Annotated in this window: 17 protein-coding genes; 12 read left to right on the forward strand and 5 right to left on the reverse strand. The window is 71.4% G+C overall.

The genetic code is table 11. The features are described 5' to 3' along the window. Window positions 1-22: 22 nt before the first annotated feature. Window positions 23-1,507 (reverse strand): amidohydrolase family protein, encoded by a 1,485-nt coding sequence (locus tag MU407_RS02665; RefSeq protein WP_246955099.1) that lies wholly within the window; start codon window positions 1,505-1,507, stop codon window positions 23-25. A gap of 105 nt (window positions 1,508-1,612) precedes the next feature. On the opposite strand from MU407_RS02665, the gene MU407_RS02670 reads away from it, so the two are divergent. Genes MU407_RS02670 through MU407_RS02695 form a run of 6 tightly spaced genes read left to right on the forward strand, consistent with a single transcriptional unit; the run spans window position 1,613 to window position 7,911 of the window. After that, window positions 1,613-2,539, forward strand: a complete 927-nt coding sequence (locus MU407_RS02670) for an ABC transporter ATP-binding protein (protein WP_246955101.1) — start codon at window positions 1,613-1,615, stop codon at window positions 2,537-2,539. Further along, on the forward strand, window positions 2,539-3,330 hold the full coding sequence (locus MU407_RS02675) for an ABC transporter permease (RefSeq protein WP_246955103.1): 792 nt from the start codon (window positions 2,539-2,541) through the stop codon (window positions 3,328-3,330). Before MU407_RS02670 ends, MU407_RS02675 begins: the two co-directional genes overlap by 1 nt. Window positions 3,331-3,343: 13 nt before the next feature. Next, entirely contained in the window at window positions 3,344-4,486 is a 1,143-nt protein-coding gene (locus MU407_RS14305) for a sensor histidine kinase (RefSeq protein ID WP_281507555.1), read from the forward strand. After that, window positions 4,483-5,118 carry a response regulator transcription factor gene (locus MU407_RS02685; RefSeq protein WP_102236769.1) on the forward strand — a complete coding sequence of 212 codons (636 nt, stop codon included), beginning with the start codon at window positions 4,483-4,485 and terminating at the stop codon, window positions 5,116-5,118. Before MU407_RS14305 ends, MU407_RS02685 begins: the two co-directional genes overlap by 4 nt. Window positions 5,119-5,141: 23 nt before the next feature. Beyond that, window positions 5,142-6,080, forward strand: coding sequence for a Na+-dependent transporter (locus tag MU407_RS02690; protein ID WP_102236770.1), 939 nt, complete (start codon window positions 5,142-5,144; stop codon window positions 6,078-6,080). 16 nt (window positions 6,081-6,096) lie between these two features. Continuing rightward, on the forward strand, window positions 6,097-7,911 hold the full coding sequence (locus MU407_RS02695; RefSeq protein ID WP_246955106.1) for an ABC transporter ATP-binding protein: 1,815 nt from the start codon (window positions 6,097-6,099) through the stop codon (window positions 7,909-7,911). A gap of 31 nt (window positions 7,912-7,942) precedes the next feature. Here the strand turns inward: MU407_RS02695 and MU407_RS02700 are convergent, their stop codons facing one another. Further along, the gene (locus MU407_RS02700) at window positions 7,943-8,302 is read right to left on the reverse strand and encodes a type II toxin-antitoxin system PemK/MazF family toxin (RefSeq protein WP_281507556.1); all 360 of its coding nucleotides are present in this window, start codon (window positions 8,300-8,302) and stop codon (window positions 7,943-7,945) included. Then, window positions 8,277-8,507 carry a ribbon-helix-helix domain-containing protein gene (locus MU407_RS02705; RefSeq protein WP_102236773.1) on the reverse strand — a complete coding sequence of 77 codons (231 nt, stop codon included), beginning with the start codon at window positions 8,505-8,507 and terminating at the stop codon, window positions 8,277-8,279. Before MU407_RS02705 ends, MU407_RS02700 begins: the two co-directional genes overlap by 26 nt. A gap of 121 nt (window positions 8,508-8,628) precedes the next feature. Here MU407_RS02705 and MU407_RS02710 point away from each other — a divergent pair, with 121 nt between their 5' ends. The 4 genes from MU407_RS02710 (at window position 8,629) to MU407_RS02725 (ending at window position 13,216) form a co-directional block, all read left to right on the forward strand. Then, entirely contained in the window at window positions 8,629-9,849 is a 1,221-nt protein-coding gene (locus MU407_RS02710; protein WP_246955107.1) for an SPFH domain-containing protein, read from the forward strand. 301 nt (window positions 9,850-10,150) lie between these two features. Continuing rightward, window positions 10,151-11,197, forward strand: coding sequence for a TFIIB-type zinc ribbon-containing protein (locus tag MU407_RS02715; protein ID WP_246955109.1), 1,047 nt, complete (start codon window positions 10,151-10,153; stop codon window positions 11,195-11,197). A 10-nt stretch (window positions 11,198-11,207) separates the two neighbouring features. Next, on the forward strand, window positions 11,208-11,537 hold the full coding sequence (locus MU407_RS02720; RefSeq protein ID WP_233190866.1) for a hypothetical protein: 330 nt from the start codon (window positions 11,208-11,210) through the stop codon (window positions 11,535-11,537). Next, the gene (locus MU407_RS02725; protein ID WP_246955112.1) at window positions 11,534-13,216 is read left to right on the forward strand and encodes an FAD-binding dehydrogenase; all 1,683 of its coding nucleotides are present in this window, start codon (window positions 11,534-11,536) and stop codon (window positions 13,214-13,216) included. The genes MU407_RS02720 and MU407_RS02725 overlap by 4 nt, the downstream gene beginning before the upstream one ends. Window positions 13,217-13,221: 5 nt before the next feature. On the opposite strand, the gene MU407_RS02730 is transcribed toward MU407_RS02725, so the two are convergent. Continuing rightward, on the reverse strand, window positions 13,222-14,094 hold the full coding sequence (locus tag MU407_RS02730) for an NAD(P)-dependent oxidoreductase (protein ID WP_246955115.1): 873 nt from the start codon (window positions 14,092-14,094) through the stop codon (window positions 13,222-13,224). A 77-nt stretch (window positions 14,095-14,171) separates the two neighbouring features. Between MU407_RS02730 and MU407_RS02735 the strand changes: the two genes are divergently transcribed. Continuing rightward, window positions 14,172-15,392 carry an endonuclease/exonuclease/phosphatase family protein gene (locus MU407_RS02735; protein WP_102236777.1) on the forward strand — a complete coding sequence of 407 codons (1,221 nt, stop codon included), beginning with the start codon at window positions 14,172-14,174 and terminating at the stop codon, window positions 15,390-15,392. Further along, window positions 15,389-16,237, forward strand: a complete 849-nt coding sequence (locus MU407_RS02740) for a sulfurtransferase (RefSeq protein ID WP_246955117.1) — start codon at window positions 15,389-15,391, stop codon at window positions 16,235-16,237. Before MU407_RS02735 ends, MU407_RS02740 begins: the two co-directional genes overlap by 4 nt. 3 nt (window positions 16,238-16,240) lie before the next feature. Here the strand turns inward: MU407_RS02740 and MU407_RS02745 are convergent, their stop codons facing one another. Next, window positions 16,241-18,016 carry an alpha/beta-hydrolase family protein gene (locus MU407_RS02745; RefSeq protein WP_246955119.1) on the reverse strand — a complete coding sequence of 592 codons (1,776 nt, stop codon included), beginning with the start codon at window positions 18,014-18,016 and terminating at the stop codon, window positions 16,241-16,243. Between the last annotated feature and the right edge of the window lie 19 nt (window positions 18,017-18,035).

Here is an 18,035-nt window from a genome sequence, read left to right on the forward strand (position 1 = left end):
GATCCTGGCCGCGAACTCCTGATCACGCCTGCGCCGCAAGCCTCGCGGCCACGACGGTCGCAAGCACCCGCACCTCGCGCAGCCGCGCCGCGGCCTCCCGCGCCGCCGCATCGTCCATCAGCCCATCGGCTCCCGTCGGCACCGGGTCGAAGGGCCAGTCCTCCAGCAGCACCACATCCCCGAGCCCGCCGGCGCTGAGGCTCTGCACCCCGTCCGTCGAGGCGGCGAGCGCCTCGCCCGGCTGCAGCTGCTGGGCCGGGTACCAGCCAGGCCGCGTATCGGCGCTGCGGTGCACCGCCGCCGCCATCGCCAGCCACGGATCCAGCGGCACCACTGGTGCATCGGAGCCCATCACCACCGGCGCCCCGGCGCTCAGCAGATCCCGCAGCCGGTAGGCCTGCTCGCCGCGGCCCGGCCAGATCTCCTCGGTCACATCCCGGTCATCGAGCAGATGCGCCGGCTGCACCGAGGCCGTCACCCCGAGCGCCGCCATCCGCGCTACATCCTCATCGGTCAGCATCTGCGCATGCTCGATCCGCGCGGTGATCCCCACCGCCTCCACCGCATCGAGCACCACCTGCGCGGCCGCATCCCCGATCGCATGCACCGCCGCCGTGAGCCCGAGCTGCTTCGCCCGCTGCAGCGCCTCGCGCAGATGCGGCGGCGGCACCGACAGCACCCCGCGCCCCTGCCAGCGGTGCCCATCGGAGTACGGCTCGCGCGTGTACGCCGAATGGGAGCCCAGCGCCCCATCGGCGATCACCTTCAGCGGACCCATCGTCACCAGACCCGCCGCATCCAGCACGGTGCCCGTCGGGCCGGGCGCGGACTCGATGTGATCGGGGTACACCGCGGTGCGCACCCGCATCCGCGTCTCGCGCCGCGGCCACTGCTCGAACGGCACCCCCCACTCCATGTCCACCAGGCCCACCACCCCGCGGGCGAGCGCCTGCTCCTGCAGCATCGCCATTCCCACCTGCACGTCCTCCGCCACGCCCGGCAGCTCCGGCAGGCGCGAGGTGACCGCGAACCACTCGTCCTCCGCGAGGATGCCGCGTCGCGGTGGCAGCGCCAGCGCTGCGAGCGCCGCACTGTTCAGCCACGCATGATGCGCATCCCCGCCGATCAGCACCGTCGGGACCGCACCGGTCGCCGCATCCAGCAGCGCCACCGTGGGCTCTGCCCCCAGATCCAGCAGCCGATGCCCGAAGCCCACAAGCGCCCGTCCGTCAGCCTCCCCGCGGGCCGCGAGCTCCGTGCGCACCTGGTCCAGCAGCTCCGCGAGCGAGACCACCCCGGTGGTGTCCAGACGAGCGTGGGACTGCGCGAGCTGCCCGGTATGCACGTGCTGATCCCACAGCCCCGGGATCATGAACGCGCCGCCGCCGGCGAGCACCTCGTCACCCGCACGCGCCAGCCCCGGGCCGATCTGCGCGATGAGCCCGTCACGGATCCGCACGTCCACCACGTCGGCCCCGCGCCCCAGACGCACCTCACGGATCAGCATCGCGCCAGCGTAGCCGGGGAACACCCCGCTGCCATGACGCCTGTCATGGGGCGGACATGATCGTCGGGACTTCGCCGCGCCGCCCCGCCGCAGAACCCTGGAGGCATGAACGCACAGCCCGCCCTCCACCTCACCGCCGTCACCAAGACCTACGGGACCATCCGCGCCCTCGACGACCTCCACCTCGAGGTCCCGCGCGGGCAGATCCTCGCGCTGCTGGGCCCCAACGGCGCCGGGAAAACCACCGCCATGGAGATGATGGTGGGCCTCACCCAGCCCGATTCCGGCGAGGTCCAGGTCCTCGGCACCGACCCCACCACCGCGGTGCGCAGCGGCCTGATCAGCTCCATGCTGCAGTCCGGGGCGCTGCTGCCGGACCAGACCGTGCGCTCCATGCTCGCGATGCTCCACGCCCTGCAGGCCCGCCCCGCCCCGCTGGAGCAGGTCATCGAGCAGGCCGATATCGCCGACCTCATGCGCCGCCGCATCGGCACCCTCTCCGGCGGCCAGGCCCAACGGGTACGTTTCGCGATCGCCCTGCTGGGGGACGCGCAGGTGCTGCTGCTGGATGAGCCCACCGTCGGCATGGACGTCAGCGCCCGCCACGCCTTCTGGGACCGGATGCGGGAGGTCGCCGCGACCGGCCGCACCATCGTCTTCGCCACCCACCACCTCGAGGAGGCCGAACGGGAGGCCCAGCGCGTCGTGGTCCTGGACCGCGGTCGCGTCGTCGCCGACGGGTCCGCCGCCGACGTGTCCGCCCGCGTGGGCGGACGGGCCATCACGCTGCGCGGCCTCACCGCCGAGCAGATCGCCGCCCTGCCGGGCGTCACCACCGTCGGCGCCGATGACACCGACCCCACCCGCCAGCGGGCCCTCAGCACCGACGCCGATGTGACCCTGCGCGCCCTGTTCACCGGGGAGCACGCCGAGACCGTGCACGACGTGCTGGTCACCGCCCCCGGCCTCGAGGAAGCCTTCCTCACCCTCACCGCCTACCAGACCACCCCCGAGCTCGAAGGAGCCCTGTGATGACCACCTTTGCAGCCTCAGCCACGCCCGCCCCGACGTCCGCTGCCCTGTCCCCGGCGGTGCGCACCGCCCGCTACGCCCTGCACTCCACCCGCATGACCGTCACCAACGTCATGTTCATGGTCTTCACGATCGCGCTACCGGTGGGCATGTATTTGCTGTTCTCCACCATGTTCGGAGACGAGGCCGACGGGGCCGCACGGGGGCTCATGATGGTGAACATGGCCGCTTACGGCGGGCTCGGCGCCGCCGTGAACGCCGGCGTGCAGATCCAGGAGGACCAGCGCACCGGCTTCCTGCGTCAGCTGATCGTCGCGGGCCTGTCCCCACGTTCCTTCCTCATCGGCTCGATCACCGCCGCGAGCGTCGTCATCCTCCCCGCCCTCCTCTTCGTGGGTCTCATCGGCCTGGCCACCGGGGTCGAGGCGAGCCCCACGCAGTTCGTGACCGTCCTCGCGGTGGTCTGGCTGGGCCTTATGCCCACCGTCCTGATCGGCGTCGCACTCGGCATGGTGCTGACGGGCGGTGCCGCGAGCGCCGGCGGCGTCGTCACCATGATGGCGATGGCGATCTTCGGGGGGCTCTGGCTGCCGCTGGAGATGTTCCCCTCCTGGATGCAGGACCTCGGGGAGGCTCTGCCCACCTACTGGATCGCGCGGCTGGGGGAATGGGCACTGCTGGGCGGGGAGTTCCCCACCACGGGCCTGCTGGTCATCGGCATCTGGAGCGTCGTCTTCGCGGGGATCTGCGCCGTCGGAATGCGCTACGCCGTGGGCCTGAAGCGCCGCTGACACAATGACCCCCATGAGCACGGACTCCCCCTGGGGCAGCTGGGCGCGCGGCGGCGAGGAAGAGGCCGCCGCGCGCCCGCTCACCCCGCGCGGCATCTGGCGGGCGATGCGGCAATCCGGCGGCCTGCCGTTCTCCGCCCCGCCGCTGGTGTTCGTGCTGCTGGCGATCGTCACGTCCTGGCTCGGGCTCGGGCCCCTGCGCGCGACCCTCGCCTCCGTGATCCTGCTGATCTATTCAGCAGTGTTCCTCGCCGTCTGCGGCATCGCCCTGTATCCGCTGAGGGTCCGGCTGATCTGGTTCGCCCTGGGCACCGCGCTGCTGCTGGCCCTCATCCCGCTGCTCGGCTCGGGCGTGCTGTACCTGGTGATGTTCCAGGCCATGACGCACGTGCTGCTGCTGCCGTGGCGCTGGGGACTGCCCAGCATGCTCGTGATGTGCCTGGTGGTGATGCTCCTCGCCATCATCCTGCAGCGCTACATCGCGGCGGGACTGGCGATCATGGCGGCGCTGTTCGCCGCCGGGATAGGCACCGGAGTGCGCCAGGAGGTGCTGCAGCAGCAGCTCGAGGCCGCTGAGGCCCGCAACGCCGTGCTCGCCGTGGCCGCGGAGCGTGAACGCATCGGCCGGGACCTGCACGACCTCGTCGGCCACTCCCTCACCTCCCTGACCATCTCCGCGCAGCTCGCCCGGCGCCTCCTGGACACCGACCCCGAGGCGGCGAAAGCCCAGCTCGAGCACATCGAGGCCACCACCCGCCAGGCCCTCGCCGACGTCCGCGCCACCGCGAGCGGTATGCAGCACGTGCGCGCCGCCACCGAGATCGCCTCCGCCCGCACCGTGCTGGCCACCGTCGGCATCCAGGCTTCGGTCCCCACCGCCCTGCCGCCCCTGCCCGACGACGTCGCCGAGCTGTTCGGCTACGTCATCCGCGAAGGAGTCACCAACATCGTGCGCCACTCCCGCGCCACGTGCGCCACCATCACCGTCACCGAGGACACCGTTACCGTGTCCGACGACGGCGTGGGCATCCCCGCCGGTGCCACCCGCACCGGGCTGCGCGGCCTCGAGGCCCGCCTCGCCATGGCCGGGGGCCGCCTCACCGTCACCTCCGCGGAGACCGGCACCACCCTCACCGCCCGGGTCGGTGCCGCATGATCCGCCTCGTGGTCGCCGATGACCAGGCGATCCTCCGCTCCGGCCTGGTGGCCCTGCTGAACCTCGAGCCCGATCTCGAGGTGGTGGGGGAGGCCTCCGACGGCGCCGGGACCCTCGCCGCCGTCACCGAGCACCAGCCCGATGTGCTGCTGCTGGATGTGCAGATGCCCGCCGGCGCCCCGGACGGACCGGCCGACGGGATCGAGGTCGCCGAGCGCCTGCAGCAGAGCACTGCCGGTCCGGACGGCGCGCCGCGCATCATCGTGCTGACCACCTTCGGCCGCGCCGGCTACCTGCGGCGCACCATGGAGGCCGGCGCCCACGGCTTCATGGTCAAGGACACCCCCGTCGAGCGCCTCGTGGACGGCATCCGCCGCGTCCACCAGGGGCTGAAGGTCGTCGACCCCGAGCTCGCCGCCCAGTCCCTCGCCGTCGGCACCAGCCCCCTGACCGCCAAGGAGACCGAGGTGCTGCAGGCTGCTGCGGCCGGCGGCAGCACCGCGCAGATCGCCGGGCGGCTGTTCCTCTCCGAAGGCACCGTGCGCAACCACATCTCCGCCGCGATCGGGAAGCTCGGTGTGACCAACCGCGCCGAAGCGGTCCGTGCCGCCGTGGACAACGGCTGGATCTGAGGCAGGGCGCGTACCCTGCAGCGGTGCACACCCTCGAGCGATTCCTGGCCACGCTGATCGACATCAGTGTGCCCGCCTTCGCGATCGCCTCGATGCTGTCGATGGGTCTGCGCACCCCGCGCCGCACCTTCCGCGCCCAGTTGCGCGACCGCCGCACCGTCCTGGCGGTGCTCGGTGCGAACTTCGTGGTGGTCCCCGCCGTGGGCACCCTCGTGGTGTGGCTGCTGTCGGACCATCTGCCCCAGCACACCTCGTCGGGTTTCATCATCACGCTGTGCGCGGCCGGCGCCCCCTTCGTTCTGCAGCTGGGCGCGATGGCCCGCATCCCCTACGCGGAGACCGCCGGGCCGATGGCCGTGCTGCTGCTGGGCTCGATCCTGTTCATGCCGCTCGTGGTCCCGTTCCTGCTGCAGGACGTGCACGTGGATGCCTGGGCGGTGGCGCGCCTGCTGCTGGGCACGATGCTCTCCCCGATGCTCGCGGGCATCGCGATCGCCGCCGTCGCCCCCACCCGCGCGGACCTGCTCGCCCGGGTCGCCGGAGGTGTGGCCGCGCTCTCTGCAGTGCTCATGTTCCTCTCCGGCTTCGGCGCGAACACCGTCCTGGTGCTGGACCTGCTGCTGTCCCCGGTGCTGCTGCTCGCAGCGAGCCTCGTGGTGCTCGCCTTCGTGGCCGGCCGCGTGGCCGGAGATCTCGCCGGACAGACCCTCACCGTGCCCGACGGCCCCGCGATCCTTACCTCCCAGCGCAATATCGCCGCCGCTCTGCTGGTGGCCCGCACCGGGGCCGACGGGGCCGCCGATGACGGCTCGATGGTGGTGGCGATCCTGCTGCTATCCGCCGTCGGCTTCATCATGCTTGTGCCCTACGCCCTGGTGAGCGGCTATCACCGGCGCCGCCGTGAGGGAGAGCGCACAACCCTCGGTGTGCTGCTGGGCATCGTGGGCCAACGCTCCGAGTGAGGCCTACCCTGAAGGGGTGTCCCAGCTCCTGCGCATCGTCCGCTTCACGCGGTCCCTGGCCCCGCTGTACGCGGTCATCATCGTCTGCTCCCTGCTGAGCGCCGCCACTCACCTGGCCGTCCCCTTCCTGATCGGCTCGGCGACCGACACCGTCGCCTCCGCCGTCGGCGGCTCCACCCCCACGGAGCAGGCGGTGCGCACGGTGCTGTGGCTGGCTGCGGCGGTGCTGGCCGCGGAGCTCGCTGCGACCGTGATCTCCAACGTCGGCGGCTGGTTCGGCGATGTCATGAGCAACCGGATGCGCACCATCCTGTCGGTCCGCTACTACGACAAGCTGCTGCATCTGCCGCAGCGCTGGTTCGACTCCGAGATCACCGGCACGATCGTGGCGCGGCTGAACCGTTCGATCACCGAGATCACCAATGTCGCGAAGATGATGTCCAACACCTTCGCGTCGATGCTCATCACCACCGTCGCGGTGCTCGCGATCTCCGCCTGGTACGCGTGGCCGCTCGCGGTGCTGCTGCTGATCATCTTCCCCGTCTACGTGTGGCTGACCTCGCTGACCTCCGTGAAGTGGCAGCGCCTGGAGGGGAAGAAGAACGAACAGGTGGACATCGCCTCGGGCCGCTTCGCCGAAGTGGTGGGGCAGATCCGCGTGGTGAAGTCCTTCGTGCGGGAGAAGGGCGAGCTGGCCGACTTCTCGCGCCGCTTCCACTCCACCGACGCCACCACGCGCGCCCAGTCCACGCACTGGCACGGCATGGATGTGCTGCGCCGCGCGGTGCTGAACCTCGTCTTCTTCGGGATCTACGCGATCATCTTCGTGCGCACCGTGCAGGGGCACTTCAGCCTCGGTGAGATGGTGCTGCTGGTGCAGCTGATGAACATGGCCAAGGCCCCCGTGGAGTCGATGAGCTGGGTGATCGACTCCTCGCAGCGCGCGATCGCGGGCTCCAAGGACTACTTCGCCGTGATGGAGACTCCCGTGGATCCGCGCGTGGCCGCCCTCATGGCCCGCCAGGCCGACGGCACCCCGGCCGAGCGCATCGAACCCGTCCCCGGCGCGCCCGTCGTCGCCTTCCGCGACGTGTCCTTCGCCTATGACGAGGGCGAGGACGTGCTGCACCACATCGACTTCGAGATCGGCCGCGGCGAGAAGATCGCGCTGGTGGGCGAGTCCGGCGGCGGCAAGTCCACGATCGTGAACCTGCTGCTGGGGCTGTACGAGCCACGCGAGGGCAGTGTCGAGGTGGTGGGGCGCACCAGTAGCGACGTGCCGCTGGATGAGCTGCGCGCCCGCATCGGCGTGGTGTTCCAGGACGCCTCCCTGTTCTCCGGCACCATCCGCGAGAACATCGCCTACGCCCGCCCCGACGCCACCGATGAGGAGGTGCGCGAGGCCGCCCGCCGCGCCAATGCGGAGGCGTTCATCCAGCGCTTCCCCGACGGCTACGACCAGCTGATCGGCGAGCGGGGGCTGAAGCTCTCCGGCGGGCAGCGTCAGCGCATCGCGGTGGCCCGCGCGATCCTCAAGGACGCCCCCGTGCTGGTGCTCGATGAGGCCACGTCCGCCCTGGACACGAAGGCCGAACGGCAGGTGCAGAAGGGCCTGGACGAGCTCATGGAGGGACGGACCTCGCTGATCATCGCCCACCGGCTGTCCACGATTGCCTCCGTGGACCGCATCGTCACCCTCGACGACGGGCGGATCGATGAGATCGGCAGCCCCGCCGAGCTCGCCGTCTCCGGCGGCATCTACGCCGAGCTGCTCGCCCTGCAGGGCGCGGGCCAGACGAAGCGCCTGGCGAAGTACGGGATTACCGGCTGAGCGCGGCAGGTCTCACAGATCGCAGCGGGTCTCACAGATCCAGGTGCAGGCGCAGGGCGTCATCGATCTGCGCCATCAGCGGCGGGGGCACGCGGCCGATGCGCGGACCGAGCCGCCCGGCGTCCACCGATCGCACCTGTTCCGCCTGCGCCTTCGAGTCGCGGTCCGTGCCGGTCGCTGCCGCTTCCAGCAGCACCTGAAACGGGTAGATGCGACTGACGTTGCTGGTGAGCGGGATGACGGTGAGCACGCCGCGGCCATGACGCAGCGCGCTCGCATTCGCCCGGTCGTTGCTCACGATGACGGCCGGCCGAACCTGGTTCGCCTCGGAACTCTGGACCGGTTCGAGGTCGACCAGGTGGATGTCACCGCGCCGCACGATCGATCCCATCGGCCGAGGTCTGATCCCAGAGATCGGCCTCGCCAGAGCCCGTCCATTCATCCCAGGCCTCGGCGTAGTCCTGCTCGAGCTCGGGGTGCTGGAGCAGACGCAGCGCGCGCTGGATCCCCGCGGACCGGGAGCCCAGCCCTTCCCGGGCGATGACCTCATCCAACAGCGCGACATCCTGTTCGCTGAGACTCACACTGATCTTCATACCGTGATGCTACCGGGGTAGCACCACAATGTCAGGACTCTGTCAGGACTCTTTGCGGAGCGGGTCCGTGCACCGGATACGATGGCCCCGATCACATCCACGTGGGGGAGAAGGAGCTGACATGGGTTTCATCCAGGCATTCAAGGGCGCACTCGGCGGAATGCTCGCCGATCAGTGGAGGGACTTCCTGACCGCCCCGGACGGTTTGCCGCAGACCGCCGCACTGTTCCCGGCGGTGCCGCGCGGCACCAACGCCGGGCGCGGCTCGAACACCCGCGGGTCCGAGAACGTCATCACCAACGGCTCGAAGATCATCGTGCCGCAGGGCTACGGCCTGATCACGGTGGTCGACGGCCGCGCCACGGGCCTGATCACCGAGGCCGGCGGCTACGAGTTCAACGACTCCTCCCCGGACTCCCGCTCCGTGTTCACCGGCGATGACCCGCTGGCCTCGACCGTCGGCACCTCCTGGGAGCGCTTCAAGTACGGCGGCCGCCCCTCCTCCCAGCAGCTCGCCTTCTACGTGAACCTCAAGGAGATCCCCGGCAACCGCTTCGGCACCCAGTCGGAGATCTACTGGGATGACGCCTATCTCAACTCCCAGGTCGGCGCCGTCACCCGCGGCACCTACACGCTGCGGATCATCGACCCGCTGCTGTTCGTGCACAACTTCGTGCCCGCGGCGTTCATCTCCGCCGGCGCCCCCGTGTTCGACTTCTCCGACCCCGACAACGTGGCCGGCGATCAGCTGTTCCAGGAGGTCGTGGGCTCTCTCGCGGCGGCGTTCTCCCGCTACACGAACGATCCCGACAAGGGCAACCGCATCACCCGCATCCAGGGTGACTCGGTGGGCTTCGCCCAGGCCCTCTCCGCCGCGGTGGAGGAGAACTACCGCTGGTCCACCGACCGGGGCCTGGCGATCGTGAAGACCACCATCGTCTCCATCGAGTACGACGAGAACACCCGCGCGCTGCTCAAGGACGTCCAGCAGGCCGACGCCCTCTCCGGCGCCCGCTCACAGTCCTTCCTCAACCAGTCCGTGGCCCGCGGCGTGCAGGCCGCCGGGGAGAGCGGTGGCGGAGGAGCAGGCCTGGCCATGTTCGGCATGGGCGCGAATGCCGCCGGCGGCCTCGTGCAGCCGGCGCAGCCCTGGTCTCCGCCCGGCCAGCCGGGTGCGCAGCAGGGCGGTGCACAGCCGGGCGCCGAACAGCAGGGCGGCGCCCCGCAGGGCGGCGGCGAGGATCCCGTGGCGAAGCTCGCCCAGTACAAGAAGATGCTGGACCAGGGGCTCATCACGGAGGAGGACTACGAGGCGGCGAAGAAGGCCGCCCTGGGTCTGTGACCGGCGAGTATCCTGAGCGCCGATGAGCAACCCCCCACCTCCGCGCCCGCCGTGGGCGCACCCGGATCAGCCGGATCCCGCAGGCCAGCCGCCGCGTGGGCCGCATCCGGGTGCGCCCGGGCCGCCGCCTGCGCAGCCGCAGCCGCCGGCGCCTGAGGTCAGAGACCGCATCATCGACACCAGCTCGGGGCGTGCCGATGGCCTGGCCCGCTGCCCCAGCTGCGGTGGCACCGACATCGCGTATTCGTTGCAGCAGAAGGCTCTTGTCTGCGGTCACTGCCGGAGTGCGTGGAACGAGCCGGTGCTCGAGACGGAGTTCGGGCTGGACTCCTCGATCGCGGAGCTGCGCGGCCACACCATGGCCTCCGGCACGCAGGATGTGCGCGATGACCTCACGCAGATGACCCTGAAGTGCCAGGGCTGCGGCGCCGAGGTGGTCATCAACGTCGACGAGCAGCTGCACGCCCGCTGCCATTGGTGCCGCCAGCACCTCTCGGTGAACTCGCAGATCCCCAACGGAGCGGTGCCCGATGCCGTCCTGCCCTTCCAGCTCACCCGCGAGGAGGCGATCGCGCGGATCGAGGAGTTCGCCGGCAAGCGCCGCACCTTCGCCCTCGGGGCGTTCAAGAACGAGTTCGTGCCCGAAAACGTCATGGGTGTGTACATCCCCTACCTCGTGGTGGACGGCAACCTCCACGCGGTCGTGCAGGGCACGGGAGAGGTCACCACCCGGCAGTACACGGTCTCCCGCAAGGTCGGGGACCGCACCGTGCGCGAGACCTACTACGACGCCGATGTCTATGCCGTGGAGCGGGCTTTCGACATGCTCGTCAACGACCTCACCGTCGAATCCTCCGAGCGCTACAGCGCCGGTGCCGCACGGGGAGCCACCACCAACGTTCTCAACGCCGTCCAGCCCTACGACGTGCACGCCGCCGTGGTCTACAACCCCAACTACCTCAAGGGGTTCACCTCGGAGCGGCGCGACCTCAACGTGCGGGACGTCGATGATCAGGTGGAGGAGAAGTTCCTGGCGATCGCCCGCGCCAAGGCCCTGCCCACCATCTCCCGCTACGACCGCGGCGTGCGCTGGGAGCAGGAGGGAGTGGGGGTGCGCGGCACCCGCTGGGTGTCCGTCGCGGTGCCGGTGTGGCTGTACAGCTACGGGCAGCGCAACAGCCAGGGCACGGTCGATATGGTGCACTACATCGCGGTCAACGGCCGCACCGGCACCACCATGGGATCGGTGCCCGCCTCGCACCCGAAGATCTTCGCCGCCTCCTGCGCTGTCGGCACGGTGGTCGGCGTGATCGCCGCGGTGATCGGTGTGCTGGCAATGTTTGTGTGAGGAGCCTGCTGTGGACCTGCTGCTGACCCTTGTGGCCTCCGGTGCCGCGGATCCGGTGACGGCACCGCTGCTGGCCGGATCCGACGACGGCACCATCGGCGTGATGTTCCCGCTGCTGGCCGGCCCGGCGGCCTTCATCGCCGTGTATGTCGGGATCTACAGCTACTACCGCAACACCAAGAAGCGGCACATCTTCGAGAAGGAGACCGATGTGAAGGTCGGCAATCTGCGCCAGCGCGATCGACGCACCGGTTCCAACAACCGCCAGAAGAGCCGCACCATGTCCGGGGCGAACTCGAGTGATCACCTCTCGCGGGTGCGCCGGGTGCGGGTCAGATGACCGCCCCAGGGGCTGCCGGGGCAGCAGGGCATGAGGCCGACGTCATCGTCGTCGGCGCGGGACTGGCCGGGCTGGTCGCCGCCACCGAGATCGCCGCCGCCGGCCGACGGGTCCTGCTGCTCGAGCGTGAAGGCGAGCAGGACCTGGGCGGTCAGGCCTGGTGGAGCTTCGGCGGGCTGTTCCTCATCGACTCCCCGGAGCAGCGCCGCCTGGGCATCCGCGACAGCCTCGAGCTGGCCCGCCAGGACTGGCTGGGCTCGGCCGCCTTCGACTCCCCCGAGGACCACTGGCCGCGCCGCTGGGCCGAGGCCTACCTGCAGTTCGCCGCCACCGAGAAGCGGGACTGGCTGCGCTCCCTGGGCCACCGCCTGTTCCCCGTGGTGGGCTGGGCCGAGCGCGGCGACGGCCGCGCCGAGGGCCACGGCAACTCCGTGCCCCGCTTCCACATCACCTGGGGCACCGGCCCCGGGATCGTCGAGCCCTTCGCCCGCCGCCTGGCCGAGCAGCAGCAGGCCGGACGGATCCAGGTGCGCCACCGCCACGCCGTCGAGGACCTGCTGGTCCAGGACGATGCGGTCGTCGGCGTGCGCGGCAGCATCCTCGCCCCCCATCACGGTGACCGCGGCGTCGGCTCCACCCGGGAGACCATCGGGGAGTTCAGCGAGCGCGCGGCGGCCGTCGTGATCGCGACCGGCGGTATCGGCGGCAACGAGGAGCTGGTGCGCCAGCTGTGGCCCGCGGAGCTCGGCACCATGCCCACCGACATCGTCCACGGCGTGCCCGAGAGCGTGGACGGCTCCGGCATGCTCGCCGCGCAGCGGGCTGGTGCCCACTGGATCCACCAGGACCGCATGTGGCACTACACCGAGGGCGTGCGCAACTGGGATCCGATCTGGCGCGGCCACGGCATCCGCATCCTGCCCGGCCCCTCCTCACTGTGGCTGGATGCCCGCGGGAACCGCCTGCCCGCCCCCGCCTACCCGGGCTTCGACACCACCAGCACCCTGCGGCACCTGCGCACCACCGGGCATGACCACTCCTGGTTCGTGCTCACCCCGAAGATCATCGCCAAGGAGTTCGCGCTCTCCGGCTCCGAGCAGAACCCCGACCTCACCGGCAAGGACTGGAAGCAGGTCCTCGCGCGGGTGCGGCCCGGCGCCCCCGGCCCCGTGCAGGCCTTCCTGGACCACGGGGAGGACTTCCTGCAGGCCGCCACCGTCCCCGAGCTCGTCGCACAGATGAACGCCCTGGTGGGGGAGGACCTCGTGGACGCCGAGGCGCTCGAGCGCACCATCCGGGCGCGCGACGCGGAGATCACCAACTCCTTCAGCAAGGACATGCAGATCACCGCGCTGCGCGGAGCCCGGAAGTACCTCGGCGACCGTCTGATCCGCACCGCCGCCCCGCACCGCCTGCTGGATCCCTCCGCCGGTGGGCTGATCGCCGTGCGCCTGCACGTGCTGCTGCGCAAAACCCTCGGGGGGCTCGAGACGGATCTGTCCGGTCGGGCTCTGCGCGAGGGCGGGCAGGTGCTCACGGGCCTGTACGCGGCAGGGGAGGCCAGCGGCTTCGGCGGCGGCGGCGTCCACGGCCACAGCGCCCTGGAGGGCACCTTCCTGGGGGGCGCACTGTTCTCCGGCCGCCAGGCCGCCCGGGGAGTGCTCGCGGACCTGCGCTGATCAGCTCAGCCCTGCGTCGGTTCGGCGCCCTCCACCAGGATCGTCGAGAAGTCCCGGTCTCCGTGGCCGGCCGCCTGCTCCGCCTCGAGGGAGGCCAGAGCCGCCCGCAGCGCCGGCAGGTCGGAGCCGGGACGGTCCCCATCGGCCGCCTGCACCGTGTCGATCATCAGCCGGGCGTCCTTCGCGATGGCATCGGCGGTGAAGTCTCCGCCCTCGGTGCTGCGCTCGCGCCGCACGAACGGCCCCTTCATCCCGGCGATGAACGCCAGGCCCGTCGAGTCCAGCATCTCCAGGGTCGCCTCCGCGTCCACCCCGCAGGCCGCCCCGAGGGCGAACGCCTCCCGCAGCCCCTGCGCGCTGATCGCCAGCGCGAGGTTCGCCAGCAGCTTCCCGGTCGCGGCGGCACGCCCGGAGTCCACGCCGCGCAGCCGCGCCGGATCCGCCCACGGTGCGACGAGCTCGAGCACCTCCTCGCGGCGCGCGGCATCGGCGGTGCCGACGTACACGCTGAGCTTCCCCTGCCGGGCCGGGCCCAGGGTGCCCACCACCGGCACCCCCACATAGGTGGGGACCGCAGCGGCGAACTCATCGGCATCCGCCGGGGAGACGGTCGTCGTGTCCACCCAGGTGACGCCCGATGGGATCAGCCCGGGCTCGATCACGGTCTCCCGCACCGCGTCGGGGCCGAACAGCGCGGTGACCACCACCTCGGCGCCCTCCACCGCCTGCGCGGGCGTGGACGCGATCTGCGCCCCGGCCTCGGCGAGGCGCGCGATGCGCTCCGTGGTGCGGTTCCAGACGGTCAGCTCATGATCAGCCAGCAGGTGCAGCGCGAGCTCGGTGCCCATACGGCCGGTTCCCAGGAATGCGATTCTCACGCCGACCAGTCTCGCAGCTGTCCACCGGGAGCACACGGTCTTCTCATCGGCGGCCGCAGAGGCGTACCGTGGGGCCCATGACTCCACGAGTGACCCGTCGCTCCGCGATCGCCGCCGCCGCTGCCGCGGGACTGGGACTGCCCACTGCCGCGCACGCCGCCCCCGCGCCGGGGCGGCGCTCCGGACGCTTCACCACCGTGCGCGTGGCCACCTACAACGTGTCCCTCAACCGCCCCGAGGAGGGCAAGCTGCTGGAGGACCTGGCCTCCGGCACCGATGCGCAGATCGCCGCGATCGCCGAAGTCATCCAGATCAACAACCCCGACATCATCCTCCTGAACGAGGTGGACCACGATGACGCCGGGCGCGCCGTGGATCTGCTGCGCGAGAAGTACCTCGAGGTCTCGCAGCACGGCAAGAGCCCCGTCCACTACCCCTACGCCTTCACCGCACCGGTGAACACCGGGGTGCCCTCGGGACTGGACCTGAACCGCGACGGCACCGTCGGTGGGCCCGATGACGCCTGGGGCTTCGGCGAGTTCCCCGGCCAGTACGGCATGGTGGTGCTCTCGCGCCTGCCGATCCTCACCGAGCAGGTGCGCACCTTCCAGAACCTGCGCTGGGCGGACATGCCCTCGAGCCTGCTGCCCGCGGAGTTCTACGGCCCTGAGATCACCGCGCAGCTGCGGCTCAGCTCCAAGTCCCACTGGGACGTGCCGGTGCAGGTGGGCTCGACCGTGCTGCATGTGCTGACCGCCCACCCCACCCCGCCGAGCTTCGACGGCCCGGAGAAGCGCAATCAGCGCCGCAACTATGACGAGATCCGCCTGTGGGCGGACTACCTCAGCCCCGGTCGCCGCTCCCACTGGATCGTCGACGATGCGGGTGTGCGCGGGGGCCTGCACCCCAGCGAGCCCTTCGTCATCCTCGGCGACTACAACTCCGATCCGCACGACGGGGACTCCTGGCCTGGGGCGATCGACCAGCTGCTGACGCACCCGCGCATCCAGGACCCGCAGCCGACCAGCGACGGCGCCGTCGAGGCGGCCCGCGAGCAGGGCGGTGCGAACGATGAGCACCGCTCCAAGGCCCGCTTCGACACGGCGGACTTCGGCGATGACCCGCGGCCCGGCAACCTGCGCGTGGACTATGTCCTGCCGGCGAAGACCCTGCAGGTGGCCTCCTCCGGCGTGTTCTGGCCGCGGCAGGGCGCTCCCGGCAGCGAGCTGACCGGCACCCACCCCTTCCCCACCTCCGACCACCGCCTCGTGCGGGTGGACCTGCAGGTCAAGGAATGACCTCCGGGGTGGCCGCCGTGCCGCTGCCCCCGCTGATCGACGGCGAACAGCTGCCCGCCCTGCTGGAACGCCCCGACGTGCGGCTGCTGGATGTGCGCTGGGCGCTCGACGGCTCCAAGGGCGAGCACACGTACCTCGAAGGGCACCTGCCCGGCGCGGTGTACATCGATCTGCCCACCCAGCTCGCTGCCCTCGCGCGCCCCGCGGCCGGTCGGCATCCGCTGCCGGAGCCGGAGGACTTTGCCGCCGTGCTGCGCGCAGCGGGCATCAGTACCCACACCACGGTCATCGCCTATGACGACACCGACGGGTCGCAGGCCGCCCGCCTGGTGTGGATGCTGCGGGCCCTCGGGCAGGATGCCGCGCTGCTCTCCGGTGGCATGGCCGCCTGGGACGGGCCGCTCGAGACCGGACCGGTGCAGGTCGAGCCCGGGGATGTGCCCGCCCGCGCCTGGCCGGCCGAGCGGATCGCCAGCGCCGATGACGTCGCCGCCGGAAAGGCGCTGGTCATCGATGCACGCGCCCCGGAGCGCTACCGCGGTGAGAGCGAGCCGATGGACCCGCGGGCCGGCCACGTGCCCGGGGCGATCAACCTGCCCTTCACCGGCAACACCGATGAGCAGGGACGCTTCTGGCCCGCCCCGCGGCTGCGCGAACGCTTCATCGCCGCCGGGGTGCCGGAGGACGGCGAGGTCATCGTCTACTGTGGCTCCGGCGTCACCGCCACCCACAATCTGCTGGCCCTCGAGGCCGCCGGGTTCCAGCCGCCGCGGCTGTTCCCCGGCTCCTGGTCGCAGTGGAGCGCGGACCCTGACCGGCCGGTGGCCACGGGCCCGAACCCCTGAGCCTCAGCTCACGGGGTGGATGCTGCGGATCGCCGTGATGATCCGCCGGTGCCGCCGCCGCTGCTCGAGCGCCGTCGGCCCCTCGGCTCCCTCCGCCGCCTCCTGACCCAGCACCGCCGCCCAGATCGGCACCATCTCCTCGTGGTAGGAGTGGCCGTGCCCGCCGGTCACCGCGCTTGACAGCGGCATATCCGCGGCGATCTGCCAGAACGTGATCCACGGGAACCAGCGCATCGCCGGGGTGACGTCATGCCCGGCGCGCTCCTGCAGCCAGCGCGGTTCGCGCCACAGCAGCGAGGGGTCGAACCACACCACCGGATCCGAGGGATGCTGCGCGTACACCACCCGCGGATGCTCCCACGGCGCATACAGCCCACCCCAGTAGGTGCGCTCGAGGTCCCGCGGGCGGGTGACCACGCGGATGTGCCGGCCATCGTCGATGATCGGCGCGATGGCGGGGGAGCCGGGCCGGGCCCGCGCGGTGATCTGCTCCCACAGCGGCGTGAAGCTCGGCGTGCCGGTCCACACCGCCCCGTCGACGCTGCGCAGCATCTCCGGGACGTCTCGAAACGCGGCCTGCCCCCCGAAGGAGCCCAGTGATTCCCCGGCCACGAACAGCCGCGGCCGCTGACCCTCCGGCAGGGCGAGCAGGCGCCGCCGCACCGCCTGGTGCAGCAGGCGCCCGGCCTGCTGCGGGGAGCGCCGGTCGGCCAGGTATGACAAGGGGCTGGGGTAGTAGGAGTACTGGATGGAGGCGGTCGCGCAGTTGCCGCCGGTGAGGAACTCGATCGCCGAGAGCGACCATTCCTGTAGCCACCCGGTGCCGGTCCCGGTGAACAGCACCAGCACCTCTCGCTCCCACGCTCCCGTGCGGTCCAGCTCGGCGAGCACCGCCTCCACGGTGTCCTCGAGGCTGCGCCGGGAGCTGCGGGCGGCGTACACGCGGATCGGCTCGCGCGCCGGGGCGCCCGTCGCCTGTTCGATGAGCTCCCGATCCGCCCCGCCGGAGACGATCTTGCGACCCGCCGCGCCGAGGGACTGCCAGGTCTCGAGGGACTGCGGGCCGCCCGAGCGCAGCGGTGAGGTGGGCCGCGGAACCCCGGGGGAGATCAGCTGGTTCGCGGCCTCCGCCTGCTCGATCATCCGCTCCAGCAGCCGTCCGCGGATCAGCCGATCCACCACCACGGTGACGGTCGCCGCGGTCAGCAGCAGGGACAGCGCACCCACCAGGCGCGGCGGCAGGTAGGGCCGCAGCAGCGCCCGGTAGAAGCGGGCCGTGGCGAGGGTGGCGCGGGCCGCGCCGAGCGCCCCGAAGGAGGCGGCCACCCCGCCGGCCGTACCCACCACATGCGTGGCGAGGTTCTTGGGCTCCTGCCGCACCAGGTGGCTGATCTCCCGCTGTCGCAGCACCCCGCGCACCCACGAGTACCCGGTGATGCCCAGCAGCGCCGCCGCCCCCACGAGACGGGCCCGCTGCCGATGGTCCGGGGCGATCGACACCCGTAGCCCCATCGCGCGCCCGGTCCGTCGGATCGCCACACCCGCCAGGGTGCCGGTGGCGTACCCGTAGATCTCCGAGAACGCGATGTTCGCCGTCCACATCCACCAGGTGCGCGGCAGCAGGCTGGGGGAGGTGGAGATCCAGGCGGCGACCGAGGCGCCCAGGAACCCGCCGGTGTCCAGCGGTGCGGTGATGGCCTGTCGACGCAGACGTCGCCGGGTGGCTCGCGTGATCCCCCGCAGTGCCGACGCGGCCCCCTGAAGCATCTCTCGTGCCATGCGGGCAGGTTACTAGGCT

It is taken from the genome of Brachybacterium sp. Marseille-Q7125 (genome assembly GCF_023062615.1).
Taxonomy (GTDB): Bacteria; Actinomycetota; Actinomycetes; order Actinomycetales; family Dermabacteraceae; genus Brachybacterium.

What these genes read in the sequence shown, in the direction of transcription:
- MU407_RS02665 (WP_246955099.1), bottom strand. Translation starts at nt 1,507, where the DNA reads ATGCTGATCCGTGAGGTGCGTCTGGGGCGCGGGGCCGACGTGGTGGAC.
- MU407_RS02670 (WP_246955101.1), top strand. Translation starts at nt 1,613, where the DNA reads ATGAACGCACAGCCCGCCCTCCACCTCACCGCCGTCACCAAGACCTAC.
- MU407_RS02675 (WP_246955103.1), top strand. Translation starts at nt 2,539, where the DNA reads ATGACCACCTTTGCAGCCTCAGCCACGCCCGCCCCGACGTCCGCTGCC.
- MU407_RS14305 (WP_281507555.1), top strand. Translation starts at nt 3,344, where the DNA reads ATGAGCACGGACTCCCCCTGGGGCAGCTGGGCGCGCGGCGGCGAGGAA.
- MU407_RS02685 (WP_102236769.1), top strand. Translation starts at nt 4,483, where the DNA reads ATGATCCGCCTCGTGGTCGCCGATGACCAGGCGATCCTCCGCTCCGGC.
- MU407_RS02700 (WP_281507556.1), bottom strand. Translation starts at nt 8,302, where the DNA reads ATGGGATCGATCGTGCGGCGCGGTGACATCCACCTGGTCGACCTCGAA.
- MU407_RS02705 (WP_102236773.1), bottom strand. Translation starts at nt 8,507, where the DNA reads ATGAAGATCAGTGTGAGTCTCAGCGAACAGGATGTCGCGCTGTTGGAT.
- MU407_RS02710 (WP_246955107.1), top strand. Translation starts at nt 8,629, where the DNA reads ATGGGTTTCATCCAGGCATTCAAGGGCGCACTCGGCGGAATGCTCGCC.
- MU407_RS02725 (WP_246955112.1), top strand. Translation starts at nt 11,534, where the DNA reads ATGACCGCCCCAGGGGCTGCCGGGGCAGCAGGGCATGAGGCCGACGTC.
- MU407_RS02735 (WP_102236777.1), top strand. Translation starts at nt 14,172, where the DNA reads ATGACTCCACGAGTGACCCGTCGCTCCGCGATCGCCGCCGCCGCTGCC.
- MU407_RS02740 (WP_246955117.1), top strand. Translation starts at nt 15,389, where the DNA reads ATGACCTCCGGGGTGGCCGCCGTGCCGCTGCCCCCGCTGATCGACGGC.
- MU407_RS02745 (WP_246955119.1), bottom strand. Translation starts at nt 18,016, where the DNA reads ATGGCACGAGAGATGCTTCAGGGGGCCGCGTCGGCACTGCGGGGGATC.